We start from the raw sequence: 21,903 nt of genomic DNA on the forward strand, positions 1-21,903 counted from the left end.
AAAACTTCACTGAAAAGCGCCCAAGGTGTTTCTAAATGTAAACATGAGAAACAAAAGGAAAATAAAGTAATTTAGTTAACAGTGGTATTCAATGAGCAATATACATACAACTCAATCATAACTATTTAATATACGCCTTAGGAGATCGCGAATTTTAGCGTGTGCTTGGAAACACTAACGGGAGTATTGTATTCGGGCGTAAAGTGAGATTCAGTGCTCAAGATAAGAACGTTTTGTGGCTAAAAAGGTAAAAAGTGACGCCTTCATACTCAAGACCCCGATTTTGACTATTTTTTTAATATAAATGGGTTATCATTCAATTAATTCAACGCCTTCGACAGAGAGGATGACTATGATTTCTAAATGGGCGAAACGCTTTTACCAGATGGCAGAACTAGTGGCGTCTTGGAGTAAGGACCCATCAACACAAGTCGGTGCCGTTATTACTAAACAGAATCGCATTGTATCTGTTGGATTTAATGGCTATCCGCATGGTGTTTCTGACAGTGTCGACACCGATGAGCGCGAGTTGAAATACCTTAAAACACTGCACGCGGAAGAGAACGCAATTTTGTTCTCAAAACGTGACTTAGACGGATGTGATATTTGGGTAACGCATTTTCCTTGCCCTAACTGCGCGGCAAAGATCATTCAAACAGGGATCTCACACGTACACTGCCCTGAGCAGTCTGAAGACTTTTTATCTCGCTGGGGAGATAAAATCCAAGTCAGTCAAGATATGTTCGATCAAGCGGGTGTGAAAGTCGACTGGTTACCACTAGAAGACATTGAAATTGAAGACAAAGACGTGCGCTAGTATTCCATCTTAATATTTAAATAGCCCAGGAAGATCTGGGCTATTTTGTTATTAAATCTGCAAGAGGTCTCGACGTAGTCTTTTAACTGTGTTTTTTCGCTGTGAGCTCAGCAATTTTGACAATAACGAGTACTGATTTTTCCATCATTTCAACAGAAATAAACTCATGAATTCCGTGGAAGTTAAAACCACCGGTGAAGATATTCGGGCACGGCAAACCCATAAAAGATAAACGAGCACCATCTGTACCACCACGAATAGGTTTTATAATCGGTTCCACATCACACGCTTCCATCGCTTGCTTTGCCAGCTCAATGATATGAGGGTAAGGCTCAACCATTTCTCTCATATTGTAATAGCTGTCTTTTATCTTTAGCTCTACAGAACCATGGCGTAAACCCGTGTTCATTTCATCGACGAGTTTCTGCATAAAGGCTTTTCGATCCTCAAGTCTTTGACGGTCAAAGTCTCTAATAATGTAACCTAGCTCGCTTCGTGCAACGCCCATTTCTGCCGATTTTAAATGGAAGAACCCTTCGTAACCTTCGGTTGTTTCCGGAGTTTGATCTTGGGGCATTTGAACTTGAAATTTCGCAGCCAAGTTCATCGCATTGACCATTTTGCCTTTTGCGGTACCTGGATGAACGCTAACTCCATGAAAAATTACATCAGCGTTTGCTGCATTAAAGTTTTCGTATTCCAATTCACCTTGCGGGCCACCATCTATAGTGTATGCCCATTTCGCGCCAAACTTTTTAACGTCAAACAAATCTGCACCACGACCGATTTCTTCATCCGGAGTAAAGCCGATACAAATGTCGCCGTGTGGAATGTCTGGGTTTTCCAGTAGCAGAGCTACCGCGGAAAGAATCTCTGCGATACCGGCTTTGTTATCCGCGCCAAGTAATGTAGTGCCATCGGTAGTAATAAGATTGTGGCCATGTAGGTGATGTAAATCGGGGTATTGCACGGGAGATAGCACTTCATCCCCCAACCCTAATGCAATATCGCCACCTTGGTAATCTTCGATGAATTGCGGCTTTACGTTTTTGCCAGATGCATCCGGCGCGGTATCCATATGGGCAATGAAGCCGATAGGAGGAACCTCATAATCAACATTGGCTGGCAGTTTAGCCATCAAGTAGCCATTTTTATCCAAAATCACGTCACTTAAACCAAGCTCGATCATCTCTTTTTTAAGTAACTCAGCAAACACAAGCTGACCAGGTGAACTTGGGCAAAGCGTCACATGTGGATTGGATTGGGTATCAAACGTGACGTATCGAAGAAATCTTTCAACTAAATGTTTCATATTTATTCTCATTGTTTTGTACGATGAGGCCTTATCACGCATTGATAAGCTGACGTTGCCTCATCAAACCTCACGCTATGTTACGCTCTTAGTTCAATAAGAATTTGCTTTGAATCATTTTTTGATAAGAAAGGCTTCTGCACTTTGCCCTCGCTAATTGAAGCACGAATTTAATCTAAAAGTTCCTCTGCCAGTACTCGCCACTCTTTAACCTTTTCACGAAAATGACGCCATTGCTTATCGGTCATCGAACGAGAAACATCTAATGTCAGTTGATCAACCAATGCAAAGTTAGAGTCAATATTCAGAGAAAGCTGCTCACTATAATAACTCTCTGGCTCGAACAAGAGTCGCATAAATATATCTTGATAAGTCACAACATTAGATTTGTTGTCGAACAAGTATTCGAGCTCTTGATATACCGTGGCTCGATAATCTCTCCATAAAGGGCTGTTTAAAATAACTTGCTGAGAAAATGTTTGAGCTAATTGACGCTGATTTCCTGATAGATTCCCCAGCCATTCTTCCATCCACTCTTCAGTGTTATCCAGAATAATTTCACGCACTTCGTCTTCTGTCTTATCGGCATATTTTGCGTTTCGCTCTTGATAATGTTCTTGTACATTACTCAAAAACTCGCGTTCTTGCTCTTTCGTTAATTGCAAACTTAACGCAAAAAGATCTGGTGCTGCTTTGCTTACCACTCTATCGTAATGCGCTCGCGTTCTATCTCGATTTTGTTGTAAGTAATTTAAGGTGATATCGCTCGCTTTTAATCTCTCAAGGTCTTTTAAATGTTCGATATATAATGGTAACTCCTCTTTCTTGTGCCAGTCTGCCAACAATAATAAGCGCTCTTCCACTAGGACTTCTTGTTCCCCTTGCAACGAGACATAGTCCTCTAAGTAATCGAGCACGAACCAATCGATATTGCTGTATAAAAACTTTTTCGCACAACCGGCAAGCAGAAATACGAAACAAAATAGAAGGCCATAACGAAGCGCCTTATTAGATACATCCTTTAATTTAGTCACTTATTCGTATTCCCTTTTCTGTTGATTAAGTTCTATACTCAACCTGTATCACTTAGTATTGCGGCAAACTTACACCAGTGTGACAAATATTGATTGCCACCTTAATAATATATAGAGTTTGAAATTAACTTTTTGATCACAGCTATCCGCAAAAAAGTGAGTTAGAGCGCAATTATCGGCTAAAAAACGTACCGAACGACGCTCCCTATAACGGCATATAATTTGCATGGATGTTTTTTGGATGGTTTATGGAGGCGAAGTATGTCAGCCGCTGAGCAACTTGATACCAGTGTAGAATATGAGATTCGATATTTTGAACAGGGGAAAATGCACTGCATGAGAGTCATTGCTGAAAGCAAAAAAGTGGCTTATCAGTACTATTTGGAGTGTGGTAAGCACAACAGTGACTTGTACTCTATTCGCCCAGACAAGTAAAAAAACCGCCTAACAGGCGGTTTTTTTATTCGTCAGAATCAATATAACTTTTTGATTTTATTTATTATTACAAATTCAAATCCAACAATGTTATTTGATGTCGCCAAAGCGCTCAAGATAAAGGACGGTTGCTGCAGTACGAGAAGGAACTTGAAGCTTTTTAAGTAAACTCTTCATATGTACTTTAACCGTAGACTCAGAGATAAAAAGACGATCGGCAATTTGCTTGTTGCGGAAACCTCTTGCCACCTCTCTTAAGATCTGCGATTCACGATCGGTCAGTGTATCAAACACGTCCTCTTGCTCTGAACGTTCACTCAAATACTTAGAAACTTCTTGGCTGTATGCCTTGTCCCCTTGGTGCGCTTGTTTTAGCAACTCAACCAACTCATCGGGCTCAGTGTCTTTCAATAAATAGCCATCGGCACCACTTCGAACTATTGCTTCGATATCTGCTGGGCTATCTGAAACGGTTAGAATGACAATTCTGGCTTCACAGCCATCTGCACGCAGTGCTTGCAAAGTATCAAGGCCAGACATGCCTTTCATATTAAGATCAAGAAGTACAAGATCCAGTTCCAGCTCATGCGCTTTCGCAACTGCATCCGCGCCATTACTTGCTTCTGCAATAACCTCAAACTCAGGCTCAAAGCTTAAAAGCTGGTGGATACCTCTTCGCATGAGTGGATGATCATCCACCAGCATTACTTTACACACTGTCACTGTTTACTTCCTTACTATGTTGGAATTCTAATTTTACGGTACAACCTTTGTTTATCGATGCTTCGATGTGAAGATCGGCATGCAGTCTAGCGGCCCGCTCTTGCATGATACTCATACCGTAATGATTTAATTTTTCGTCTTGATGTTCAAAGCCTATTCCATCGTCGCTAACGGTTACTGTGACTTTTCCATCATTATCGAGACATTGAATGTGAATATTATCTGCTTGCGCATGTTTGATAGCATTAATTGCCGCTTCTCTTATCAACTGTAGTAAATGAACCTGCTGATGTGCATCCAGTTCAGTTGATGAAAGTCTATTTTTTAGCGTAATGTCCGCAGCAGTTTGTTCACTGAGCGTTTCAAACATGTCTTGCAATGCTTGGCCAAAACTGCCCTCTTTAATCGTAAGACGAAACGTCGTCAGTAACTCGCGTAACTGCGTATAAGCCGCAGATAAGCCCGTATCTAGCTCAGCAATAACTTGATTAGCCTGCGCGATCGCCTTTTCGTCAGGCAAGTTCTTTACGCTTCTCTTTAACAAAGCGACCTGAATTTTTAAGTAAGAGAGTGCTTGAGCCAATGAATCATGCAACTCCCGAGCAATAGTGGCTCGCTCTTCCATCAGCAGAATTTGTTCTGCTTGGCGCTGCGCCCGATTGTAATACACGGCGCGTGATAAAATCTGCACGAAGTTGTCAATAAGAGCCTCGTTCGGACAAGGTAACCCTGCTTTCCAATATAAATAGCCCAAGTGCTCACCATCTAGCATCAGGGCTTTACCGTGGCAATCTTCATCACAATCTTGGCAGCATTCTTCTCCTTCCATCAATATCCAGCTCGGTTCTCCCAGCTGCTCGATTTCAAGTTTGACCGCTTTAATGCCCTCAAGACTGACGATATGCTGCAAAATCGCCTGGAAATTGTCTTGATTAATACGCGACGCCGTGAGTTCTTTTGACGAGTCATACAGCACTTCTAAAGACTGGTTGGCATGCTGCAATTTACGTGTTTTCTCATCAACCGCTTGTTCTAATCCTCGGTACAACTTACCAAGGTCTGTCGCCATCCGGTTAAAGGTTCGAGTCAGTATTCCCATTTCATTGTCGCTAGATACATTGAGCGATATATTGAATGAGCGATTTTTAATTTGCTCGCTAGCAAAAACTAAGGCACGCAGAGGCCGAACAACTTCGAGGCGCACAAAATGAACGACAAACATACTGACACAAAGGATGCCACCCAACCCTAACCCGCCGATCCAGGCTAAGTTAATCAGTTTTTGCTCCGAAAAGCTTTGCAGCTTAAATACAAACTCATCGATTTGTTCAACAAAACCGGCCACTAGGAGTTGATATTCTGCCGGGTTGTCTCCTCTCAGCACCGCCTTGAGTTCATGCCATCTGATAATAAGACGGTAGTAATCGTGAGTGATGTCTTCTGGCACAGACCAATGCTGAAGCGCTTTCATTGAAGGTGAATATATCGAATGTTCAAATGCGTCAATATGTGAAGAAGAGTCAACAGATTTAACCTGAATATCATTCGCCAGACGGTAGCTTTGCATTCGCATCGAGCCAGCAACATTGACGGCTTCAGCATCGTTCAAACTGGACGCTAACGTAAAAATCGCAAAACCAGTCGTAGCGACTGAGAGCAGCAAAATAAGAAGCATCGCGGATGCAATCGTGCGCGTCACTGACTTTTTCACATTTTTAAACAATCTGAGTTCCTCGCCCATTAACAATCCTATTTGTACGTGCAATGAACCCATTACCTTTCAACTTTATCAATATGTGATCACCTGCGACGGAATTTATTGATCCAAAACAATATTGCATACCATTTACCCCCTAAGAGGTATTTATACAAATATGTCAAAAACTACAATTTCGTTAGTTTAAATGACAGTTTATTAATGAAAATTGTGGACTATGCTTAGTTTGGGTTCCAAGTTTCGAGGTGACTAAGTGGTAGACCTTTCCAGAAGAAGACTCTTTGCAAGAAAAGCGCACCCCGACAACGCCGTACGTTTGCCTTGGTTAACTAAACCGCAACAGTTTACGGACGATTGCACTCGCTGCGGTAAATGCATTGAGGCCTGTGAAACAAAGATTATAACCAAAAGTGATGGCGGATTCCCCTCGGTCGATTTTTCCATCGATGAATGCACATTTTGCTATCAATGTGCAAACGCCTGTCCTGAGCCCCTTTTCTTGCCAGAAACAGAACAACCTTGGCAAGCAAAAGCAAGTATCAACGATAACTGCTTAGCAAAACAAAATGTCGAATGCCGAAGCTGTGGGGATATGTGCGACCCGATGGCAATTCAGTTCAAATTAGAACTGGGGAAAGTAGCACAACCCAATTTAGACCTTGATGAGTGTAACGGCTGCGGCGCCTGTGTTTCAGTTTGCCCGACTTCATCCATCAATGTGAGCAATACAACAGCCTAAGCCGAATGTCGTCGGCCAAAGGCAATAAAAATAAATGAGAGAGCTATATGTCACTAAATGAAGTGCATATTTCAAGTTTGGTAGTACATGTGCTGCCGGAACATTTGGACGAAATCAAACAAAAGATAGAAGCACACGAAAATGCGGAAATCTATGGTGACAGTCCTGAAGGCAAGATTATCGTCGTACTTGAAACTGAGAACCAAGGTTTCATCACAGACACTATCGATGCCATTAACAATTTACCGAACGTCTTAAGCACGGTATTGGTTTATCACCAAATCGAAACTGGGCTTGAAGAAACGGATGAAGAAGACACTGGAACACAACATTCCCAAATCGAGGGTGAAGTATGAAAATGACAAGACGTGCGTTTGTGAAAGCAAACGCGGCTGCATCAGCTGCTGCTGTCGCAGGTGTGACACTACCAGCATCTGCAGCCAACCTGATTGCAAGCTCTGATCAAACCAAAATCACATGGGACAAAGCACCTTGTCGTTTCTGTGGTACAGGCTGTTCTGTTCTTGTTGGCACTCAAAACGGCAAAGTGGTAGCAACACAGGGTGACCCAGAAGCACCAGTAAACAAAGGTCTGAACTGCATCAAAGGTTACTTCCTTTCTAAGATCATGTACGGTCAAGACCGTCTAACTCAACCGATGCTACGAATGAAAGATGGCAAATTCCACAAAGATGGTGAATTTACACCTATCTCTTGGGATGACGCTTTCGACATCATGGCTGAGAAATGGAAAACGTCTCTAGAGAAAAAAGGCCCAACAAGCGTAGGTATGTTTGGCTCAGGCCAATGGACAGTAATGGAAGGCTACGCTGCATCAAAGTTAATGAAAGCAGGCTTCCGATCAAACAACATTGATCCAAACGCTCGTCACTGTATGGCTTCTGCCGTTGTAGGTTTCATGCGCGCATTCGGTATCGATGAGCCAATGGGTTGTTACGATGACTTTGAGAACGCAGACGCTTTCGTTCTTTGGGGCTCAAACATGGCAGAGATGCACCCGGTTCTATGGACTCGCATTACTGACCGCCGCCTAAGCCACCCTCACGTTAAAGTGAACGTGCTTTCTACTTACTACCATCGTTCATTTGAGTTGGCAGACCACGGCTACATTTTCAATCCTCAGTCTGACCTTGCAATTGCTAACTTCATCGCAAACTACATCATCGAAAACGATGCAGTAAACTGGGACTTCGTGAACAAACACACGAACTTCACTCAAGCAGACACTGACATCGGCTACGGTCTACGTGACGATGATCCGCTACAAAAAGCAGCGAAGAACCCGAACTCTGGCAAACTCACTTCTATCTCATTCGAAGAGTACAAGAAATCAGTAGCGCCATACACAGTAGAGAAAGCATCTGAAATCTCTGGTGTTGAGAAAGAGAAGCTTATCGAGCTTGCGAAGCAATACGCGGATCCAAACACGAAAGTGATGTCTCTATGGACAATGGGCATGAACCAGCATACTCGTGGTGTATGGATGAATAACTTGGTTTACAACATCCACCTACTAACCGGTAAGATCTCGACTCCGGGGAACAGCCCATTCTCACTAACGGGCCAACCATCAGCATGTGGTACCGCTCGTGAGGTTGGTACGTTTGCTCACCGCCTACCAGCGGACATGGTGGTTGCTAACCCTAAACACCGTAAGATTGCAGAAGACATCTGGAAACTGCCAGAAGGTACGATTCCACCAAAACCTGGCTTCCACGCCGTATTGCAAGACCGTATGCTGAATGACGGCGTTCTGAACTGTTACTGGGTTCAATGTAACAACAACATGCAAGCCGGTCCAAACATCAACACAGAACGTCTTCCAGGTTACCGCAACCCAGAAAACTTCATCGTTGTGTCTGACCCATACCCGACAGCAACAGCACAAGCAGCAGACCTTATTCTTCCTACCGCAATGTGGATTGAAAAAGAAGGTGCTTACGGTAACGCAGAGCGTCGTACCCAAGCTTGGTACCAACAAGTGGGCACAGTCGGTCAAGCAAAATCGGACCTTTGGCAGCTAATGGAGTTCTCGAAACGCTTCAAAATGGAAGAAGTGTGGCCTGAAGAACTTCTAGCGAAAGCGCCTCAATACCGTGGTAAAACAATGTACGACGTACTTTACCGCAATGGTAACGTCGACAAATTCCCTATCGAAGAAGCTCGTGAACTGAATGACGATGCTCACCACTTCGGTTTCTATGTTCAAAAAGGTCTATTTGAGGAATACGCAACATTTGGCCGTGGTCACGGTCATGATTTGGCTCCATACGACCGCTACCACCAAGTACGTGGTCTACGTTGGCCTGTTGTTGATGGTAAGGAAACACAGTGGCGCTTTAAAGAAGGTTCAGACCCATACGCGAAAGAAGGTTCTGGTTGGGACTTCTACGGCAATGCTGATGGCAAAGCGAAGATCATTTCCGCGCCATACGAAGCGCCACCAGAAGTACCGAACGATGAATTTGATATGTGGTTATGTACTGGTCGTGTTCTTGAGCATTGGCACACAGGCACCATGACTCGTCGTGTACCTGAATTATACAAAGCAGTACCAGACGCAGTGTGTTACATGCACCCAGAAGACGCAAAAGCACGCAATGTTCGTCGTGGTGAAGAAGTACTCATGGCAAACAAACGCGGTGAAGTACGCGTTCGTGTTGAAACTCGCGGTCGTAACCGTCCGCCAAAAGGCTTGGTATTCGTACCGTTCTTTGATGCACGTATTTTGATTAACAAGCTTATCCTAGATGCGACTGATCCACTGTCTAAACAGACAGACTTTAAGAAGTGCCCAGTCAAAATCACTAAGATTGCTTAACCTTCAGATACTGAATGCTACGGCCGTCATTATGGCGGCCTAATAAAGAATTTAAGCCATAAAGGCGGAGATGAAATGATGAAAAAATTACTTGTCGCAGTTTTATCTGTAGGTGCGTTAGTGACAGGCATTGCGCAAGCTGAGTTGGATAATCCAGGTGGTATTGGTGGTCTAGAATCTTTACGTGGAATGTCTCAATTGGAAGATACGCGTCCAGCAGACGAGTTCAAAGACTTCCCTAAAGATCAAATTGTTGAAGACAGCTATGTTTATCAACCACCGTTGATCCCACACAGCATTCGTCACTACGAAATTTCGTTAAATGCTAACAAGTGTCTTGCATGTCATAGCTGGAAAAATGCAAAAGAGTCAGGTGCGACTAAAATTAGCGTAACGCACTATGTAAACAGAGAAGATGCGGTACTGGCAGATATGTCTCCTCGTCGTTACTTCTGTTTGCAATGTCACGTTCCACAAACGGATGCAAAACCACTAGTGGAAAACGAGTTTAAGGCAGTCGATTCGCTTCAGTAATTGAAACGCGAGTACTAAGAGGTTACTTATGAAAATACTTAAAGCGTTTTGGAAGAGACTGTCGAGCCCGAGTAAAGCTGCCGCTGGTGTGGTTTTATTTCTAGGCTTCGCTGGTGGCCTTCTATTTTGGGGCGCATTCAACACAGGTATGGAAGCAACCAACACAGAAGAATTCTGTTCTGGCTGTCACGCGCCGATCGTTGCTGAAATTCAAGAAACAATTCACTACTCCAACCGATCTGGTGTTCGTGCGATTTGTTCAGACTGTCACGTTCCTCATGAATGGACGGATAAGATCGTTCGTAAAGTACAGGCATCTAAAGAGCTATTTGCACACTTCGTAACGAAGACGATCGATACGCCAGAGAAGTTCCAAGAGCGTCGTGGACACCTCGCAGAGCGAGAGTGGGCACGTATGAAAAAGAATGACTCTCTTGAATGTCGTAACTGTCATGAGTTTGATTTCATGGATTACTCTCAGCAAGGATCACGTGCGGCAGAACAGCACTCCACCGCTCTCGCTTCAGGCGAGAAAACATGTGTAGACTGTCACAAAGGTATTGCGCACAAACTACCAGACATGAGCGGCGTTGAAGGCTGGCACTAAGGAGACTTACCATGAGTACATTAGAATCTGTAATTTGGCATATCCTTGGCTACAGTGCTATGCCAGTGATTATTCTTTCCGGCTTTGTGGCGGTAGCAGCAATCTCTCTCTGGCTGCTGTCATTTGGTAAGGATAAAGAGGTGTAACGTAACGCATCTCTACTCGTCAACTAGCCTATTTGTTGACACTGAGCGCCGAGCAAATGCTCGGCGCTTTTTATTTATTAATCAATGGTACTTGCCAACAGCAAACAAGCAATCATACATAAAAAAAGCGACCATAAAGGCCGCTAAGATTTACTGCTATAGGGAGTCGTTTAAGATTCTTTTACTGGCAGAACCTGTTTGACGTATTGTCCTGGCGCCTCATCAATAACCGGATGGTTTTCTGAGCCAATAGGGAAAGGCTCAACTTGCTCTTTAGGGTTGAATTGGAGTAACCACTCGTTCCAGTGTGTCCACCACGATCCCTCTTTGTGTTCCGCGTTATTCAACCACTCATCAGCAGAGTCATCCAAATTATCGTTCAACCAATAACCATACTTATTTTTAGCTGGAGGGTTCACGATGCCCGCAATATGACCAGATTCACCGAGGACAAACGTTTTGTTACCACCCGTGTTCAGCGCACCACGGTAAGTTCCCTGCCATAACGCAATGTGGTCTTCTTTCGTTGACACAAAATAGCTAGGAATTTTGATCTTATTTAGATCAATCCATACTCCACCAATTTTGACGCCTTTATCTTGCACCAGCTTGTTCTCTAAATAGAGCTCGCGAAGCAAGAAATTGTGAGATGCAGCGCTGACGTTGGTGCTATCGCTATTCCAGTACAACAAGTCGAAATCAACCGGACTGTTACCCTTCAAGTAATTGTCGACGTAGTAGTTCCAGTACAAGCTGTTTTCACGCAGTAAACTAAACGTCACGCTTAAGGAACGGCCGTCCATATACCCTTTTGCGTTATTTTGCGCTTCAATTGCACTAACAATGGTGTCATTGATATACGCGCCGACTTCACCTGGTTGAGAGAAGTCGAGCAACGTGGTGAAGAAAGTGGCAGACTTAATGCGCTTCTTCATACGTTTTGCAGCGTAGTAGGCAACCGTGCTTGCTAAAACAGTACCACCGATACAATAACCAGCAGCATTGATTTGCTCTTGTCCTGTTATATCTTCAATTGCAGCGACGGCTTTCACTACGCCTTCTGTCACGTAGTCACCAAACTCTATGTGCGCTTGTGCCTTGCCTGGATTGCGCCAAGACATCATAAATACACTATGCCCCTGCTCTAACAACCATCGAACCATTGAGTTCTTTGCTGTTAAATCAAGGATGTAGTATTTATTGATGAAAGGTGGGACGATGAGCAGCGGCGTCGCATTCACTTTCTCTGTTAGAGGTCGATATTGAATCAACTCAAACAATTCGTTTTGAAAAACCACATTGCCCTGTGTCGTCGCAACGTCATCTCCCACGCGGAATGCATTGTTATTCGTCATACGAATTTTTAAAATGTCTGCGCTCGACTCAACGTCTTCTTTCAACTGCTCTAAGCCTGCCAGTAAGTTTTGACCGTTTTGCTCAAGTGTCAGCTTCAAAAGCTCTGGGTTAGTGGCGATGAAGTTGGAAGGAGAAAGGGCGTTAATGGCTTGGCGAGAGAAAAAAATAATACGTTCTTTCGTCTTTTCATCTAAGCCTTCCAAAGACTCGATGGTGTCCAGATAGGTCTTACTAAATAAAAGGTAGGATTGTTTGATGAAGCTATACATGGCTTCATTTTGCCACGCTTCGTTTGAGAAACGCTTATCCCCTTTTTCAGCTTCGACGATTTGTGCTTGGTTCCCTGCCAATGCAACATTCTGCCAAATTTGCAGCTGCTGTTCCCACCACTGTGCTTGCAGCTTTAAAATCGCAGCAGGCTGATTCGCAGCTTGTTCGAACAGTTTGGCAGTATCCTCAAAGTTCACTTCTTGCATGGCCTTGTTTAAAGGAGAGTTCACGACTGCCTTGTTCACTTCGAAATCATGCCACCACTGATGATTGGTTTCCTGAAGCTTCACAAGATAGTCCGAAAAGAAGTGTTGAAACATAGTCTTACTCCTATATTCGGAAAAAACAACGCCGCCCAAATCTAGGGGCGGCGAGAATCGGACAAATTACGCTGGAGTAACAGTCTTTAGATTTTCCGAAGTCATTTTCTCAACGTCTTCTTTGAACTCTTTTGCAATCGCTTGAAGCTTGTTGCTGTCATCCATCATTTGTTGAGAAAGTTTAGTAAGTACGCTTAGTTGCTGACTGTTGAAAGCAGTCAATGACGTTACGTCTTTGATTTCTGTCGCTGCTTTCATCTGGTTTAGACCCACTTCACTGTATGTGCGAATGGCGTTCAATTGAAGCTCGGTCAACACTTCTACGTTTTTTGTCACTAGCTTGTTGAACTTCAAGTAAGGTTCTAGATTTTTTTCAGTTTGATCGCTAAATGTTTTGAAGAAATCTGTGTACATGGTTTGTCTCCTAGAGAAAGAATTAAAAATGTCCGTTTAAATAATTACTTAACTGTCTTTACAACCACAGCCGTGCCCATGCCGCCGCCCACACAAAGTGAAGCAACGCCATATTGACCATTTTGCTTATGAAGCTCGTGAACCAGCGTGACTAAGATTCGGTTGCCAGAAGCACCAAGCGGGTGTCCTAGCGCGATAGCACCACCGTTAAAGTTCGCTTTATCTTGAATCGCGTTAACTGGAACTTGGTTTGTTTCCGCCAACTGATGAATCACGCCAAGTGCTTGCGCTGCAAATGCTTCGTTTAACTCGTAAACGTCGATGTCGTGTACACTGAGTTCTGCTTTCTCGAGTGCTTTATTGACCGACTCAACAGGACCTAGGCCCATGATCTTCGGATCAAGACCCGATTGCGCATAGCTTACGATCTCAGCAAGCGGCGTTAATCCATGCGCTTTAACTGCGCTTTCAGATGCAACGATAATCGCACTCGCGCCATCGTTAATACCTGATGCATTACCCGCAGTCACAGTGCCTTCGCGGTCAAAAGCAGGACGTAGCTTGCTTAAGGCTTCCATTGTCGCGTTCGCTTTTGGGTATTCATCCGTATCAAACATTACGGTTTCACGGCGTTGCTTTACTTCCACTGGCACAATTTCGTCTTGAAATTTGCCAGCTTCGATAGCGGCTACCGCTTTCTGTTGGCTAGACAGCGCGTATTCGTCTTGCTGCTGGCGAGTTAAGCCGATTTGTTTTGCTACGTTTTCTGCCGTCACACCCATGTGATATTGGTTGTAAACATCGGTTAAACCGTCCGCTACGAGCAGATCTTTTAGCTCCAGATTGCCCATTTTGTTGCCATCACGAATGCTGCTTGGTGCAGCAAACGGAATCTGCGACATGACTTCAACACCCGCTGCAACAACGATCTCAGCATCGCCACTACGGATATGGGACACGGCATCCATGACCGTTTTCATGCCACTACCGCAAACCATGTTTACGCCATATGCAGGAACAGATTCAGGAACCCCCGCAAACAGTGCCGCTTGGCGGCCAACACCCATTCCTTGACCTGCACCAACAACGTTGCCAACAATCACTTCGTCAACCTTGTCGCCAGGCAACTTTGCCGCTTCCAACGCGCCTTTAATCGCTACTGCTGCCAGATCGCCAGCAGAAGTATTTTTCAGGCTGCCACCAAAAGCACCAATTGGAGTACGCTTCGCCGCTACGATAAATACTTTTTCCATCATCTTCTCTCCTTAGTGCATGTATAGGCCGCCGTTCACCGACAAAGTCTCTCCGGTGATGTAGGCGCCCGCATCGCTGACCAAGAAGCTCACTGATGCTGCAATTTCTTCTGGTGTCGCAAGACGTTTCATTGGAATTTGGTTCGTGATGGATTCCAGCACTTCTGGCTTCATTTGCTCAACCATTGGCGTACCCGTGTAACCCGGAGCGATAACATTAACTGTCACACCCGAGCGAGCACCTTCGTATGCTAAGGCTTTAGAGAAACCGATCATCCCAGCTTTCGCCGCCGAGTAGTTTGCTTGACCAAACTGCCCTTTAAGACCATTGACTGAAGAGATATTGATGACACGACCACCGCCTTTTTCGCACATTGCAGCAAAGAGGGGTTGCGTAACGTTGAATAAACTATTGAGGTTAGTATTGATGACATCATTCCAAGCTTGCGCAGTCATCTTTTTAAACACGCCATCACGTGTGATTCCTGCGTTGTTGACAACAACATCAATGGTTCCTTCCTCCCCAAGCAATTGCGCCAATTTCTCTGCACACTCTGTCGTGTTTGTTACATCCAACTCAAAAAGGCGAACCTGATCTTTGGTAAACCCTTTGCTGTTGAACCACTCCAGCGCACATTCGTAGTTACCTGTGAAATAAGTAGCGATTACACGGTAACCGTCATTGACTAATTGAGAGGAAATAGCAGAACCAATTCCGCCTTTTGATCCAGTGATCAAAGCGACTTTCTTCATTGAAGACTCCATTCTTAACGGCATTTAAAAAGCAAACTTAATACACTGATGAAATAGTTCACCAACTGACGTGTTTATTTATTCTTTTGACAACCAATCCCGTGCTGCCTTTATTTTAAGTTAACCTAGAAATATTACATTTCAAATAAAAAACTCACCCGATTGCATAAGATTGATTTAGATCTCATTACCCGTGAAATGTTATAAAATGGTTAATTTTACATAAGTCATTGTTTTAAATCACACTTCCACAAAAGCCACACCAACAGAAATAGAAACATAATTATTAAATATCATGCACTTACATACAGAATGGTAGACGTTACATTATGTCATGATTTAAGATCTGAATTTTAAGCCTATATGATTACAACAAACTTGAGATTAGAATAATAATTCAATTATCAGTAAAAATAATTATCAAACATATCATTTAATTACTGCATTTAATGATAATTTAGTTATCAATTCGATTATTTTAATACAGTGATGATTAATACCGATAAAGTATAATAAATTAAATATATTTAATCTAAAAATGATATAATAGCTTGTCTCATACTGGTGCAATACGCACTATTATGACGCATAGATTAAAATATAATTTCATTTTAAATTTATATATTCGAAGAACATCAACTAGCTACTAGTGAAAGTAATCGTTCGCTTTGTAGTAGCATCCTTTTCCACTTTGCACTATCTTTGTGGCTTCTCTTTAATCACTAAATCATCAACAGATATGAATCTTGCATTGCTCAGTATGTTCATCCCTACTTTCTTTTTTGTCTCAATCACACCTGGTATGTGCATGACTCTCGCCCTAACGTTAGGTATGACTATCGGTTATCGTCGCACGTTATGGATGATGATAGGGGAACTTCTCGGTGTCGCGCTGGTGTCAGTCTCTGCGGTGTTAGGTATCGCTGCGATTATGCTCAATTATCCTTGGATGTTTATCGCGTTAAAGTTCATTGGTGGCGGTTATTTACTCTATCTTGGTGTTGAAATGTGGCGATCGCGAGGGAAACTTGCGATTAATGTCGACAACTTAGAAACACCAAAGAGTGACAATATCGCACTGATCATGCAAGGCTTCGTTACCGCAATCGCAAACCCAAAAGGCTGGGCATTTATGATTTCTCTTTTACCGCCTTTTATAGACCAAAACGCAGCGCTTGCACCGCAACTGATCATACTTGTCTCCATTATTTTACTGTTTGAGTTCATTTGCATGTCTCTGTACGCTACTGGTGGTAAAGGGTTGAAACACGTATTAGGTCAGTCTAAGAATGTACGTCTAATGAACCGTATCGCAGGCACTTTAATGATGGGAGTTGGTGTCTGGTTGCTACTAAGCTAAGGCAAACTGGAAACAATGAAAAATATTCTGAATAAAATCGCTAAAGTCATGGGTGAAGTATTGGACTTTCAAGCCCGAGTTTGGGTTGTGAACGTCTATAGCGGTGAGCATAAAGGCGAGTCTTATGTCGTTAATGAAGATGCTTTCTCTGTACCTCTTCAGTGGATGAAGAAGAAAGGCTACCAAGAGCCAATGTTGAATAAAGTCGAAGCAATGAAGCGCTCACAAGTCTTAGAGTTCGATTTGGGACTTGTGAAACATCGCTTGATGCGCGTGAAATAAGCACAAAAAAGCGCCACTCAAGATGAGTGGCGCAAGCACTTTTACCTTAAAAATAATGCTACGGCGCAGCGTCGATCTCAACTGGAAGATAATGTTTCGGCTCCAGTTTCAACCACTCAGGCAGCACAGTACCAATCGAAATCGAAGACCATGTCCCCGACAGAACGCCAATAAACATGGCGGTTGAGAAACCAGCCAAAGGCGCTCCTCCCATAATCCATAATGCACCAACAGTGATCAATGTCGTACCAGATGTCACCATAGTGCGTGAAAACGTCGCGATAACAGCTTGGTCATTGATGTCTTCTGTTTTCCAACTCTGTTTCGCAATCAACAGCTCACGGATTCGGTCTGCAATGATGATAGAGTCATTCAATGAGTAACCTAAAATTGCTAACACCGCTGCAAAAACGGTTAAGTTGAACTCCATTTGAGTAACTGCAAAAAAACCAAGCACTAAGATCACATCATGGGCCAAAGCAAACAGTGAACCACTGGCCAAACGCCACTCAAAACGGAAACACAAGTAACCGAGAATACTCAACACACAAATCAACAATGCTAAGCCACCTTGTTCAAACAAGTCTTGGCCAACTTGAGCGCCAACTATACTGTTGCTGACAACATCAACTTGGTGAGAGATTGGCTTCAACACCTCTTCTACACTTGGCAACGTTTGTCCATCTTCCGGCGCAGAGTAACGAATCACCCAACGGCCATCTTCACCAGAGCGTGTCACTGACGCAGATTCACCAAGCTTTGGTTGCAGAACGTCAAGCAGATCATGGTTAGTTAGCTGCTTATCTACCTTTACTTCTGTCACCATACCGCCAGTGAAGTCCAAACCTAGGTTCAACCCTTTAAAGCCTAGAGCGACGATCGCGATCACCGTTAAAATGATGGAAACTAGCGTAGTAAAGTAGCGAATTTTACGAATATTTTGTTTTAGCATTTCGACCATGATTAAACCCTCACATCACGACGGGCATCGCGGCCCCAAATTAAATTGATCATTGCTCGAGAGGCAAATACGCCTGTAAACATACTGGTTAACAAACCTAATCCGAGTGTTAAGGCAAAGCCTTGGATTGGGCCATTACCGATGGCGTACAAAATCACGGCGGTGATCATGGTAGTAATGTTGGCATCAAGGATGGTCGAGAATGCGCTGTCAAAGCCAAGGTCAATCGCTTGAGCGAAGCTGCGACCTTCACGCATTTTGTCCTTAATACGTTCGAAAATAATAACGTTGGTGTCCACTGCCATACCGACGGTTAACACTAAACCGGCAATACCCGGAAGCGTTAGAACCGCTCCTGGTAACAAGGCGATTAAGCCAAGCAAACAAAGCATGTTGGCACAAAGCGCCACGTTTGCTACCCAACCTAAGCGGCGGTACCAAAGTGCCATAAAGGTCAGTGTTAAACCCATACCTAAAGCCAGTGCTGCAAAACCGTTTTCAATGTTTTCTGCACCCAGAGAAGCACCGATTGTTCGCTCTTCCACAATAGTAACCGGCGCAGTTAGTGAACCCGCTCGAAGTAATAGCGCTAACTGCTGTGCATCGTCCATGCTACCTGCACCAGTAATACGGAACTGGCTACCAAGTTGAGATTGAATAGTTGCGACGCTGATAACGCGCTCACTACGCTCAGTTACACCGCGATCGTTTGTTTTGTACTCTCGGTAAACGGTCGCCATTGGCTTGCCGATGTGAGTTGCTGAGAAGTCACTCATTTTCTTACCACCAGCGTGGTCAAGAGAAATATTTACCTCTGACATGCCCATTTTGTCGACACCAGCACGAGCGTTCACGATGTGCTCGCCCGTTAGAACTGGTCGTTTTGCCAAAATCACCGTACGACCGTCATTGTCTTGAAGAACAAGATCTTGGCTGCTGTGTGCTTGGCTCGCATCTTTCACTTCATAAAACGCCAAGCTTGCTGTTGCACCAATAACGTTTTTCGCTTGAGCAGGATCTTGTACACCAGGGAGTTCAATTCGAATGCTCTCTTTACCTTGGCGTTGCACTAGTGCTTCTGTGATACCAAGTTCTTCAATACGACCACGCATGATCTTCAGGTTTTGTTGAAGAGTCGACGATTGAAATTCTTGGATATTTTGTTCACTCGGTTCAAGCACAAAGCCACGAGATGAACTTTTTGAAATCCAGCCCGGGTAATTTTGACGCAAGAACTTGTTCACTTCCGACAATGCTTGCTCGCTGTCACTGTTTACCGTAATTCGGTTGCCGCTTTCTGCTCGAACTTGCACACCACGAACACGTTGATCACGTAGGTTCGCTTTGATTTCATCAATCAATGCATCACGTTGTTCTTCAAACGCTTTATTCACATCAACATTCAACAAGAACTGAACGCCACCACGAAGGTCAAGACCGAGCTTAATTGGGCTAAAGCCCATCTCATTCAACCATTCTGGCGCAACCGATACGTATGAGAAAGTGATGCTGTCGTCTTTATTTAGCTCTTTGTTTAACAACGCACGAGCTTTACTTTGCGCATCTTCACCATCGAATACAATGGTTGTTTTGCCGTCTTTTTCGATGATTTTGTCGGCTGAAATATGGTTGGTTTTTAGCAGTTGATTCAGATGAACAACCGACATTTCGCTGTTGTTTTGATCCGCAAACGTCAACTGGATAGAAGGCTGTTCACCAAACCAAGTTGGTATAGCACTTAGGGTTAAAATAATGACTGTCGTGATTAATACGACATATTTCCAAGCTGAGTAGTGATTCATCAGCTTTCTGTTCTTTTGCTGCTTTGGTGTTTTTTTCATGTAAACATCATCCCTTCACAATGAAGTGAAGCTTTTAATAACAAGGCTTAACACACGACAGATGCTCCCAGAATAAATTCAGGGTATGAAATGCTCAGAACGCTCACGTCCTGTCGAATACAATCGTCGTGCTAAGAGTGCACAATGGTGCAAATAGATGGTGTTTAGGCAGAAAACTGACTATTGAGTGCGACGTACATGGCATTGGTCTCTTTCCAACCAGAAATGCGATGATCGCTTGTGAAATGATAAAATGTGGACTGGTTGTGACGCCAGTTAATGTCCATCAAGCTGTATGCGTAACCCGCATCAGCGTAAAACGGAGTAGTGAGATCGCCGACAAAATCTACGTGCTCGTCATCAAGCCCTTCCCGTAAGTAAGACGTCCAGCGCTGAGAGTTAAACAAAGCAACGGAATCGAGACTTGCATGGCCTTCAGATACTGGAGATTGAGAGCTTTCTTCTGAAACTTCAGAAAAATCGACGGAAGAGTTTGGCGATACACTTACGGCTACAAAAGGTTGTAGCTTAGAAAAGTGCGGTACGTGAGCCTTGTGGTCGATTTGCGCAGCAGATACATGCACTGGTAGCAATACCATTGCAAATAGCAGCAAAATCAACTTTCTAAGGTAAATCCAAGGCATAGGAACTCACTAAAAACACAAAGAGCCAAGTTAGGTCACTTGACTCGTTGATAGTATTCCTATTGATTATGGTTCACAACTAAAAAGTTATAAATCTCTGATTTCAGGTTTGCATCGTTATTGCATTTATCAAAACGTCTTTAGAGAACGAGTGTAATTGGTGGTGAGTTATCGATAAAAAATATCGCCCTTATCAACATCTAAGTAGATCTTATTCTCTTGCTCCAAACCGCCACAATAGATGAAGTAAACGTTGCGCTTTTTGAACGTCACAGAACGCACCCAACCCCCGAGCTCCTCAAAATCACTCGGATCACAGGTTTCATCGTCTAACAATTGCTGTGTTTTCTTACGGAAAATATCCAAGTGAACTTTTAAATCATCCGACTTCTGTAGGTATTCATCCAATATCTCTAAGCGCTCTTGCTCTTTAATAACTGGCTCTGCATCCGATAACCCTTCAGCATTCAACCATTCGGCTTTTTCTTCTCCACCCTCTTCATAGACAAGATAGCCGGAGATTCGGTACCACCCATCTACTTTTTCTAACACCGATACTTTTTCTCCCTTATAGAGCGTATCGACAACTAAAGCATTAAGGTTAGGCTTGTTGTAAACATTGACACGACGCTCAATAACGTAGTACTCGGTAACTTCCGGGGGAGCGGCTTCTAAATCCAGAATCGGTTTGGATGTTTCTTTTTGCAGTGACGATTGCTCGACTTGTGTAGCCTTTGGTGCTTCAGGTTCATCTTTCTGCATAAAGAAGAAATAGTATCCAGCCCCCGCTCCGCCGAGCAACAGCATGACAATCAATGCGACGAGAATTTTCTTCATGCCCTTTTCCTTTTCATTCTTTATTCTTATCCCACTAGCAGCACGCATGTCGTAGAAATTTGGGTATATACTCAAAAGAGCAGGTCAACTAACGCGAGCAATAATGGTCAACAGACTCAATTGGATACTACTATTTCTTCTGTTCCCGATAACGGGGCACGCCAATATTCAATGTAACCCATCGTCGTGGAATGACAATCTTACCCAATTCAATCGTTTAGAGTCCAATTACAATCAGCATGTTGAGGTATTCAATACACTTTTAACCGAACATAAACAGCGTCAGTTATTGTCCGAAACCTTTTCACTGCATGAGCTCGTGCTACTTTGGCGTGCCAAGTCGAACCAAAATGTGTTCAAAGCGCAATTAAAAGCATCGATTCAATACAAAGAAGAGCTCACAACTAAAGCGAATCAGCTGCTTAAATTGAGCACACAATCCCAATGGTCAGCAAATGGGTGGGAGATACTGGCCCAAAAGTGCCGCGAGTCAAACAAAATAGCCAATCAAATAACCGCGGAATGGTATAACACCAACGCTTTGGAACTTGCTGAAGATTACAAGAGCCTCTCTTCACAATATCAAACTCTGTCACAAGTCTATGATAAAGAAGCTCGAGCACTCCAATACGCTCAAGATGTTTCGAAGTAAAAACAGAGCCAGTTTTGAATAGACGATGTTGGTTTTTCACTCCAATATTGGACG

At 43.5% G+C, this 21,903-nt stretch carries 23 protein-coding genes; 11 read left to right on the forward strand and 12 right to left on the reverse strand.

The window, feature by feature from the left end; all coding sequences use genetic code 11:
• Positions 1–352: 352 nt before the first annotated feature.
• On the forward strand, positions 353–817 hold the full coding sequence (locus R8O10_RS04450; RefSeq protein ID WP_005373515.1) for a dCMP deaminase family protein: 465 nt from the start codon (positions 353–355) through the stop codon (positions 815–817).
• 82 nt (positions 818–899) lie between these two features.
• Here R8O10_RS04450 and pepT read toward each other — a convergent pair whose 3' ends face one another.
• Together pepT and R8O10_RS04460 are read right to left on the reverse strand one after the other, a co-directional pair.
• Positions 900–2,129: a peptidase T gene (pepT, locus tag R8O10_RS04455; RefSeq protein WP_176311456.1), complete on the reverse strand. Its 1,230-nt coding sequence runs from the start codon at positions 2,127–2,129 to the stop codon at positions 900–902.
• Between the two features lie 170 nt (positions 2,130–2,299).
• Entirely contained in the window at positions 2,300–3,163 is an 864-nt protein-coding gene (locus R8O10_RS04460; protein ID WP_053304525.1) for a DUF6279 family lipoprotein, read from the reverse strand.
• A gap of 261 nt (positions 3,164–3,424) precedes the next feature.
• On the opposite strand from R8O10_RS04460, the gene R8O10_RS04465 reads away from it, so the two are divergent.
• On the forward strand, positions 3,425–3,598 hold the full coding sequence (locus R8O10_RS04465; protein ID WP_318191144.1) for an RNA helicase: 174 nt from the start codon (positions 3,425–3,427) through the stop codon (positions 3,596–3,598).
• 90 nt (positions 3,599–3,688) lie between these two features.
• On the opposite strand, the gene R8O10_RS04470 is transcribed toward R8O10_RS04465, so the two are convergent.
• Both R8O10_RS04470 and narQ read right to left on the reverse strand, forming a co-directional pair.
• A complete protein-coding gene (locus tag R8O10_RS04470; RefSeq protein ID WP_031777156.1) occupies positions 3,689–4,303 on the reverse strand; it encodes a response regulator in 615 nt (204 codons plus the stop codon).
• Positions 4,304–4,307: 4 nt separating this feature from the next.
• On the reverse strand, positions 4,308–6,044 hold the full coding sequence (gene narQ, locus R8O10_RS04475) for a nitrate/nitrite two-component system sensor histidine kinase NarQ (protein WP_318191211.1): 1,737 nt from the start codon (positions 6,042–6,044) through the stop codon (positions 4,308–4,310).
• 247 nt (positions 6,045–6,291) lie between these two features.
• On the opposite strand from narQ, the gene napF reads away from it, so the two are divergent.
• The 6 genes from napF (at position 6,292) to R8O10_RS04505 (ending at position 10,906) form a co-directional block, all read left to right on the forward strand.
• The gene (napF, locus tag R8O10_RS04480; protein WP_005373529.1) at positions 6,292–6,777 is read left to right on the forward strand and encodes a ferredoxin-type protein NapF; all 486 of its coding nucleotides are present in this window, start codon (positions 6,292–6,294) and stop codon (positions 6,775–6,777) included.
• 47 nt (positions 6,778–6,824) lie between these two features.
• Entirely contained in the window at positions 6,825–7,133 is a 309-nt protein-coding gene (locus tag R8O10_RS04485; RefSeq protein ID WP_005373535.1) for a chaperone NapD, read from the forward strand.
• Positions 7,130–9,619 carry a periplasmic nitrate reductase subunit alpha gene (gene napA, locus R8O10_RS04490; protein ID WP_158173411.1) on the forward strand — a complete coding sequence of 830 codons (2,490 nt, stop codon included), beginning with the start codon at positions 7,130–7,132 and terminating at the stop codon, positions 9,617–9,619. Before R8O10_RS04485 ends, napA begins: the two co-directional genes overlap by 4 nt.
• Positions 9,620–9,697: 78 nt before the next feature.
• A complete protein-coding gene (locus tag R8O10_RS04495) occupies positions 9,698–10,153 on the forward strand; it encodes a nitrate reductase cytochrome c-type subunit (protein WP_005389061.1) in 456 nt (151 codons plus the stop codon).
• Between the two features lie 28 nt (positions 10,154–10,181).
• Positions 10,182–10,760 carry a NapC/NirT family cytochrome c gene (locus R8O10_RS04500; RefSeq protein WP_005373542.1) on the forward strand — a complete coding sequence of 193 codons (579 nt, stop codon included), beginning with the start codon at positions 10,182–10,184 and terminating at the stop codon, positions 10,758–10,760.
• Positions 10,761–10,771: 11 nt separating this feature from the next.
• A complete protein-coding gene (locus R8O10_RS04505) occupies positions 10,772–10,906 on the forward strand; it encodes a TIGR02808 family protein (RefSeq protein WP_005373546.1) in 135 nt (44 codons plus the stop codon).
• Positions 10,907–11,076: 170 nt separating this feature from the next.
• Here R8O10_RS04505 and phaC read toward each other — a convergent pair whose 3' ends face one another.
• The 4 genes from phaC to R8O10_RS04525 form a co-directional block, all read right to left on the reverse strand.
• Positions 11,077–12,852, reverse strand: a complete 1,776-nt coding sequence (gene phaC / locus R8O10_RS04510) for a class I poly(R)-hydroxyalkanoic acid synthase (protein ID WP_017819891.1) — start codon at positions 12,850–12,852, stop codon at positions 11,077–11,079.
• Positions 12,853–12,918: 66 nt separating this feature from the next.
• The gene (locus R8O10_RS04515) at positions 12,919–13,266 is read right to left on the reverse strand and encodes a phasin family protein (RefSeq protein WP_005373550.1); all 348 of its coding nucleotides are present in this window, start codon (positions 13,264–13,266) and stop codon (positions 12,919–12,921) included.
• 44 nt (positions 13,267–13,310) lie between these two features.
• Entirely contained in the window at positions 13,311–14,519 is a 1,209-nt protein-coding gene (locus tag R8O10_RS04520) for an acetyl-CoA C-acetyltransferase (protein WP_054574713.1), read from the reverse strand.
• 12 nt (positions 14,520–14,531) lie between these two features.
• Positions 14,532–15,272: an SDR family oxidoreductase gene (locus R8O10_RS04525; protein WP_005373555.1), complete on the reverse strand. Its 741-nt coding sequence runs from the start codon at positions 15,270–15,272 to the stop codon at positions 14,532–14,534.
• Positions 15,273–16,011: 739 nt separating this feature from the next.
• Between R8O10_RS04525 and R8O10_RS04530 the strand changes: the two genes are divergently transcribed.
• The gene (locus tag R8O10_RS04530; protein WP_258475559.1) at positions 16,012–16,632 is read left to right on the forward strand and encodes a LysE family translocator; all 621 of its coding nucleotides are present in this window, start codon (positions 16,012–16,014) and stop codon (positions 16,630–16,632) included.
• Positions 16,633–16,647: 15 nt separating this feature from the next.
• A complete protein-coding gene (locus tag R8O10_RS04535; protein ID WP_005373566.1) occupies positions 16,648–16,914 on the forward strand; it encodes a hypothetical protein in 267 nt (88 codons plus the stop codon).
• A 58-nt stretch (positions 16,915–16,972) separates the two neighbouring features.
• On the opposite strand, the gene secF is transcribed toward R8O10_RS04535, so the two are convergent.
• The 4 genes from secF to R8O10_RS04555 all read right to left on the reverse strand — a co-directional run bounded on the left by secF (position 16,973) and on the right by R8O10_RS04555 (position 21,197).
• The gene (gene secF / locus R8O10_RS04540) at positions 16,973–17,875 is read right to left on the reverse strand and encodes a protein translocase subunit SecF (protein WP_054577769.1); all 903 of its coding nucleotides are present in this window, start codon (positions 17,873–17,875) and stop codon (positions 16,973–16,975) included.
• A gap of 2 nt (positions 17,876–17,877) precedes the next feature.
• Positions 17,878–19,716 (reverse strand): protein translocase subunit SecD, encoded by a 1,839-nt coding sequence (gene secD, locus R8O10_RS04545; protein ID WP_005373570.1) that lies wholly within the window; start codon positions 19,714–19,716, stop codon positions 17,878–17,880.
• A 164-nt stretch (positions 19,717–19,880) separates the two neighbouring features.
• Positions 19,881–20,360 carry a hypothetical protein gene (locus R8O10_RS04550; RefSeq protein ID WP_005373572.1) on the reverse strand — a complete coding sequence of 160 codons (480 nt, stop codon included), beginning with the start codon at positions 20,358–20,360 and terminating at the stop codon, positions 19,881–19,883.
• A gap of 168 nt (positions 20,361–20,528) precedes the next feature.
• A complete protein-coding gene (locus R8O10_RS04555; RefSeq protein WP_005373574.1) occupies positions 20,529–21,197 on the reverse strand; it encodes an SH3 domain-containing protein in 669 nt (222 codons plus the stop codon).
• A gap of 103 nt (positions 21,198–21,300) precedes the next feature.
• On the opposite strand from R8O10_RS04555, the gene R8O10_RS04560 reads away from it, so the two are divergent.
• Entirely contained in the window at positions 21,301–21,849 is a 549-nt protein-coding gene (locus R8O10_RS04560; protein WP_256900110.1) for an ATPase, read from the forward strand.
• Positions 21,850–21,903: the final 54 nt, after the last annotated feature.

This window comes from Vibrio sp. 1727, from assembly GCF_033344415.1.
GTDB classification, from domain to species: Bacteria; Pseudomonadota; Gammaproteobacteria; order Enterobacterales; family Vibrionaceae; genus Vibrio; species Vibrio alginolyticus.

Bases quoted from the DNA above. Each gene is read 5' to 3' on its own strand.
- R8O10_RS04450 (WP_005373515.1), top strand. From the start codon at position 353: ATGATTTCTAAATGGGCGAAACGCTTTTACCAGATGGCAGAACTAGTG.
- pepT (WP_176311456.1), bottom strand. From the start codon at position 2,129: ATGAAACATTTAGTTGAAAGATTTCTTCGATACGTCACGTTTGATACC.
- R8O10_RS04465 (WP_318191144.1), top strand. From the start codon at position 3,425: ATGTCAGCCGCTGAGCAACTTGATACCAGTGTAGAATATGAGATTCGA.
- R8O10_RS04470 (WP_031777156.1), bottom strand. From the start codon at position 4,303: ATGCTGGTGGATGATCATCCACTCATGCGAAGAGGTATCCACCAGCTT.
- R8O10_RS04485 (WP_005373535.1), top strand. From the start codon at position 6,825: ATGTCACTAAATGAAGTGCATATTTCAAGTTTGGTAGTACATGTGCTG.
- napA (WP_158173411.1), top strand. From the start codon at position 7,130: ATGAAAATGACAAGACGTGCGTTTGTGAAAGCAAACGCGGCTGCATCA.
- R8O10_RS04495 (WP_005389061.1), top strand. From the start codon at position 9,698: ATGAAAAAATTACTTGTCGCAGTTTTATCTGTAGGTGCGTTAGTGACA.
- R8O10_RS04500 (WP_005373542.1), top strand. From the start codon at position 10,182: ATGAAAATACTTAAAGCGTTTTGGAAGAGACTGTCGAGCCCGAGTAAA.
- R8O10_RS04505 (WP_005373546.1), top strand. From the start codon at position 10,772: ATGAGTACATTAGAATCTGTAATTTGGCATATCCTTGGCTACAGTGCT.
- phaC (WP_017819891.1), bottom strand. From the start codon at position 12,852: ATGTTTCAACACTTCTTTTCGGACTATCTTGTGAAGCTTCAGGAAACC.
- R8O10_RS04515 (WP_005373550.1), bottom strand. From the start codon at position 13,266: ATGTACACAGATTTCTTCAAAACATTTAGCGATCAAACTGAAAAAAAT.
- R8O10_RS04520 (WP_054574713.1), bottom strand. From the start codon at position 14,519: ATGGAAAAAGTATTTATCGTAGCGGCGAAGCGTACTCCAATTGGTGCT.
- R8O10_RS04525 (WP_005373555.1), bottom strand. From the start codon at position 15,272: ATGAAGAAAGTCGCTTTGATCACTGGATCAAAAGGCGGAATTGGTTCT.
- R8O10_RS04530 (WP_258475559.1), top strand. From the start codon at position 16,012: ATGAATCTTGCATTGCTCAGTATGTTCATCCCTACTTTCTTTTTTGTC.
- R8O10_RS04535 (WP_005373566.1), top strand. From the start codon at position 16,648: ATGAAAAATATTCTGAATAAAATCGCTAAAGTCATGGGTGAAGTATTG.
- secF (WP_054577769.1), bottom strand. From the start codon at position 17,875: ATGGTCGAAATGCTAAAACAAAATATTCGTAAAATTCGCTACTTTACT.
- secD (WP_005373570.1), bottom strand. From the start codon at position 19,716: ATGAAAAAAACACCAAAGCAGCAAAAGAACAGAAAGCTGATGAATCAC.
- R8O10_RS04550 (WP_005373572.1), bottom strand. From the start codon at position 20,360: ATGCCTTGGATTTACCTTAGAAAGTTGATTTTGCTGCTATTTGCAATG.
- R8O10_RS04555 (WP_005373574.1), bottom strand. From the start codon at position 21,197: ATGAAGAAAATTCTCGTCGCATTGATTGTCATGCTGTTGCTCGGCGGA.
- R8O10_RS04560 (WP_256900110.1), top strand. From the start codon at position 21,301: ATGGTCAACAGACTCAATTGGATACTACTATTTCTTCTGTTCCCGATA.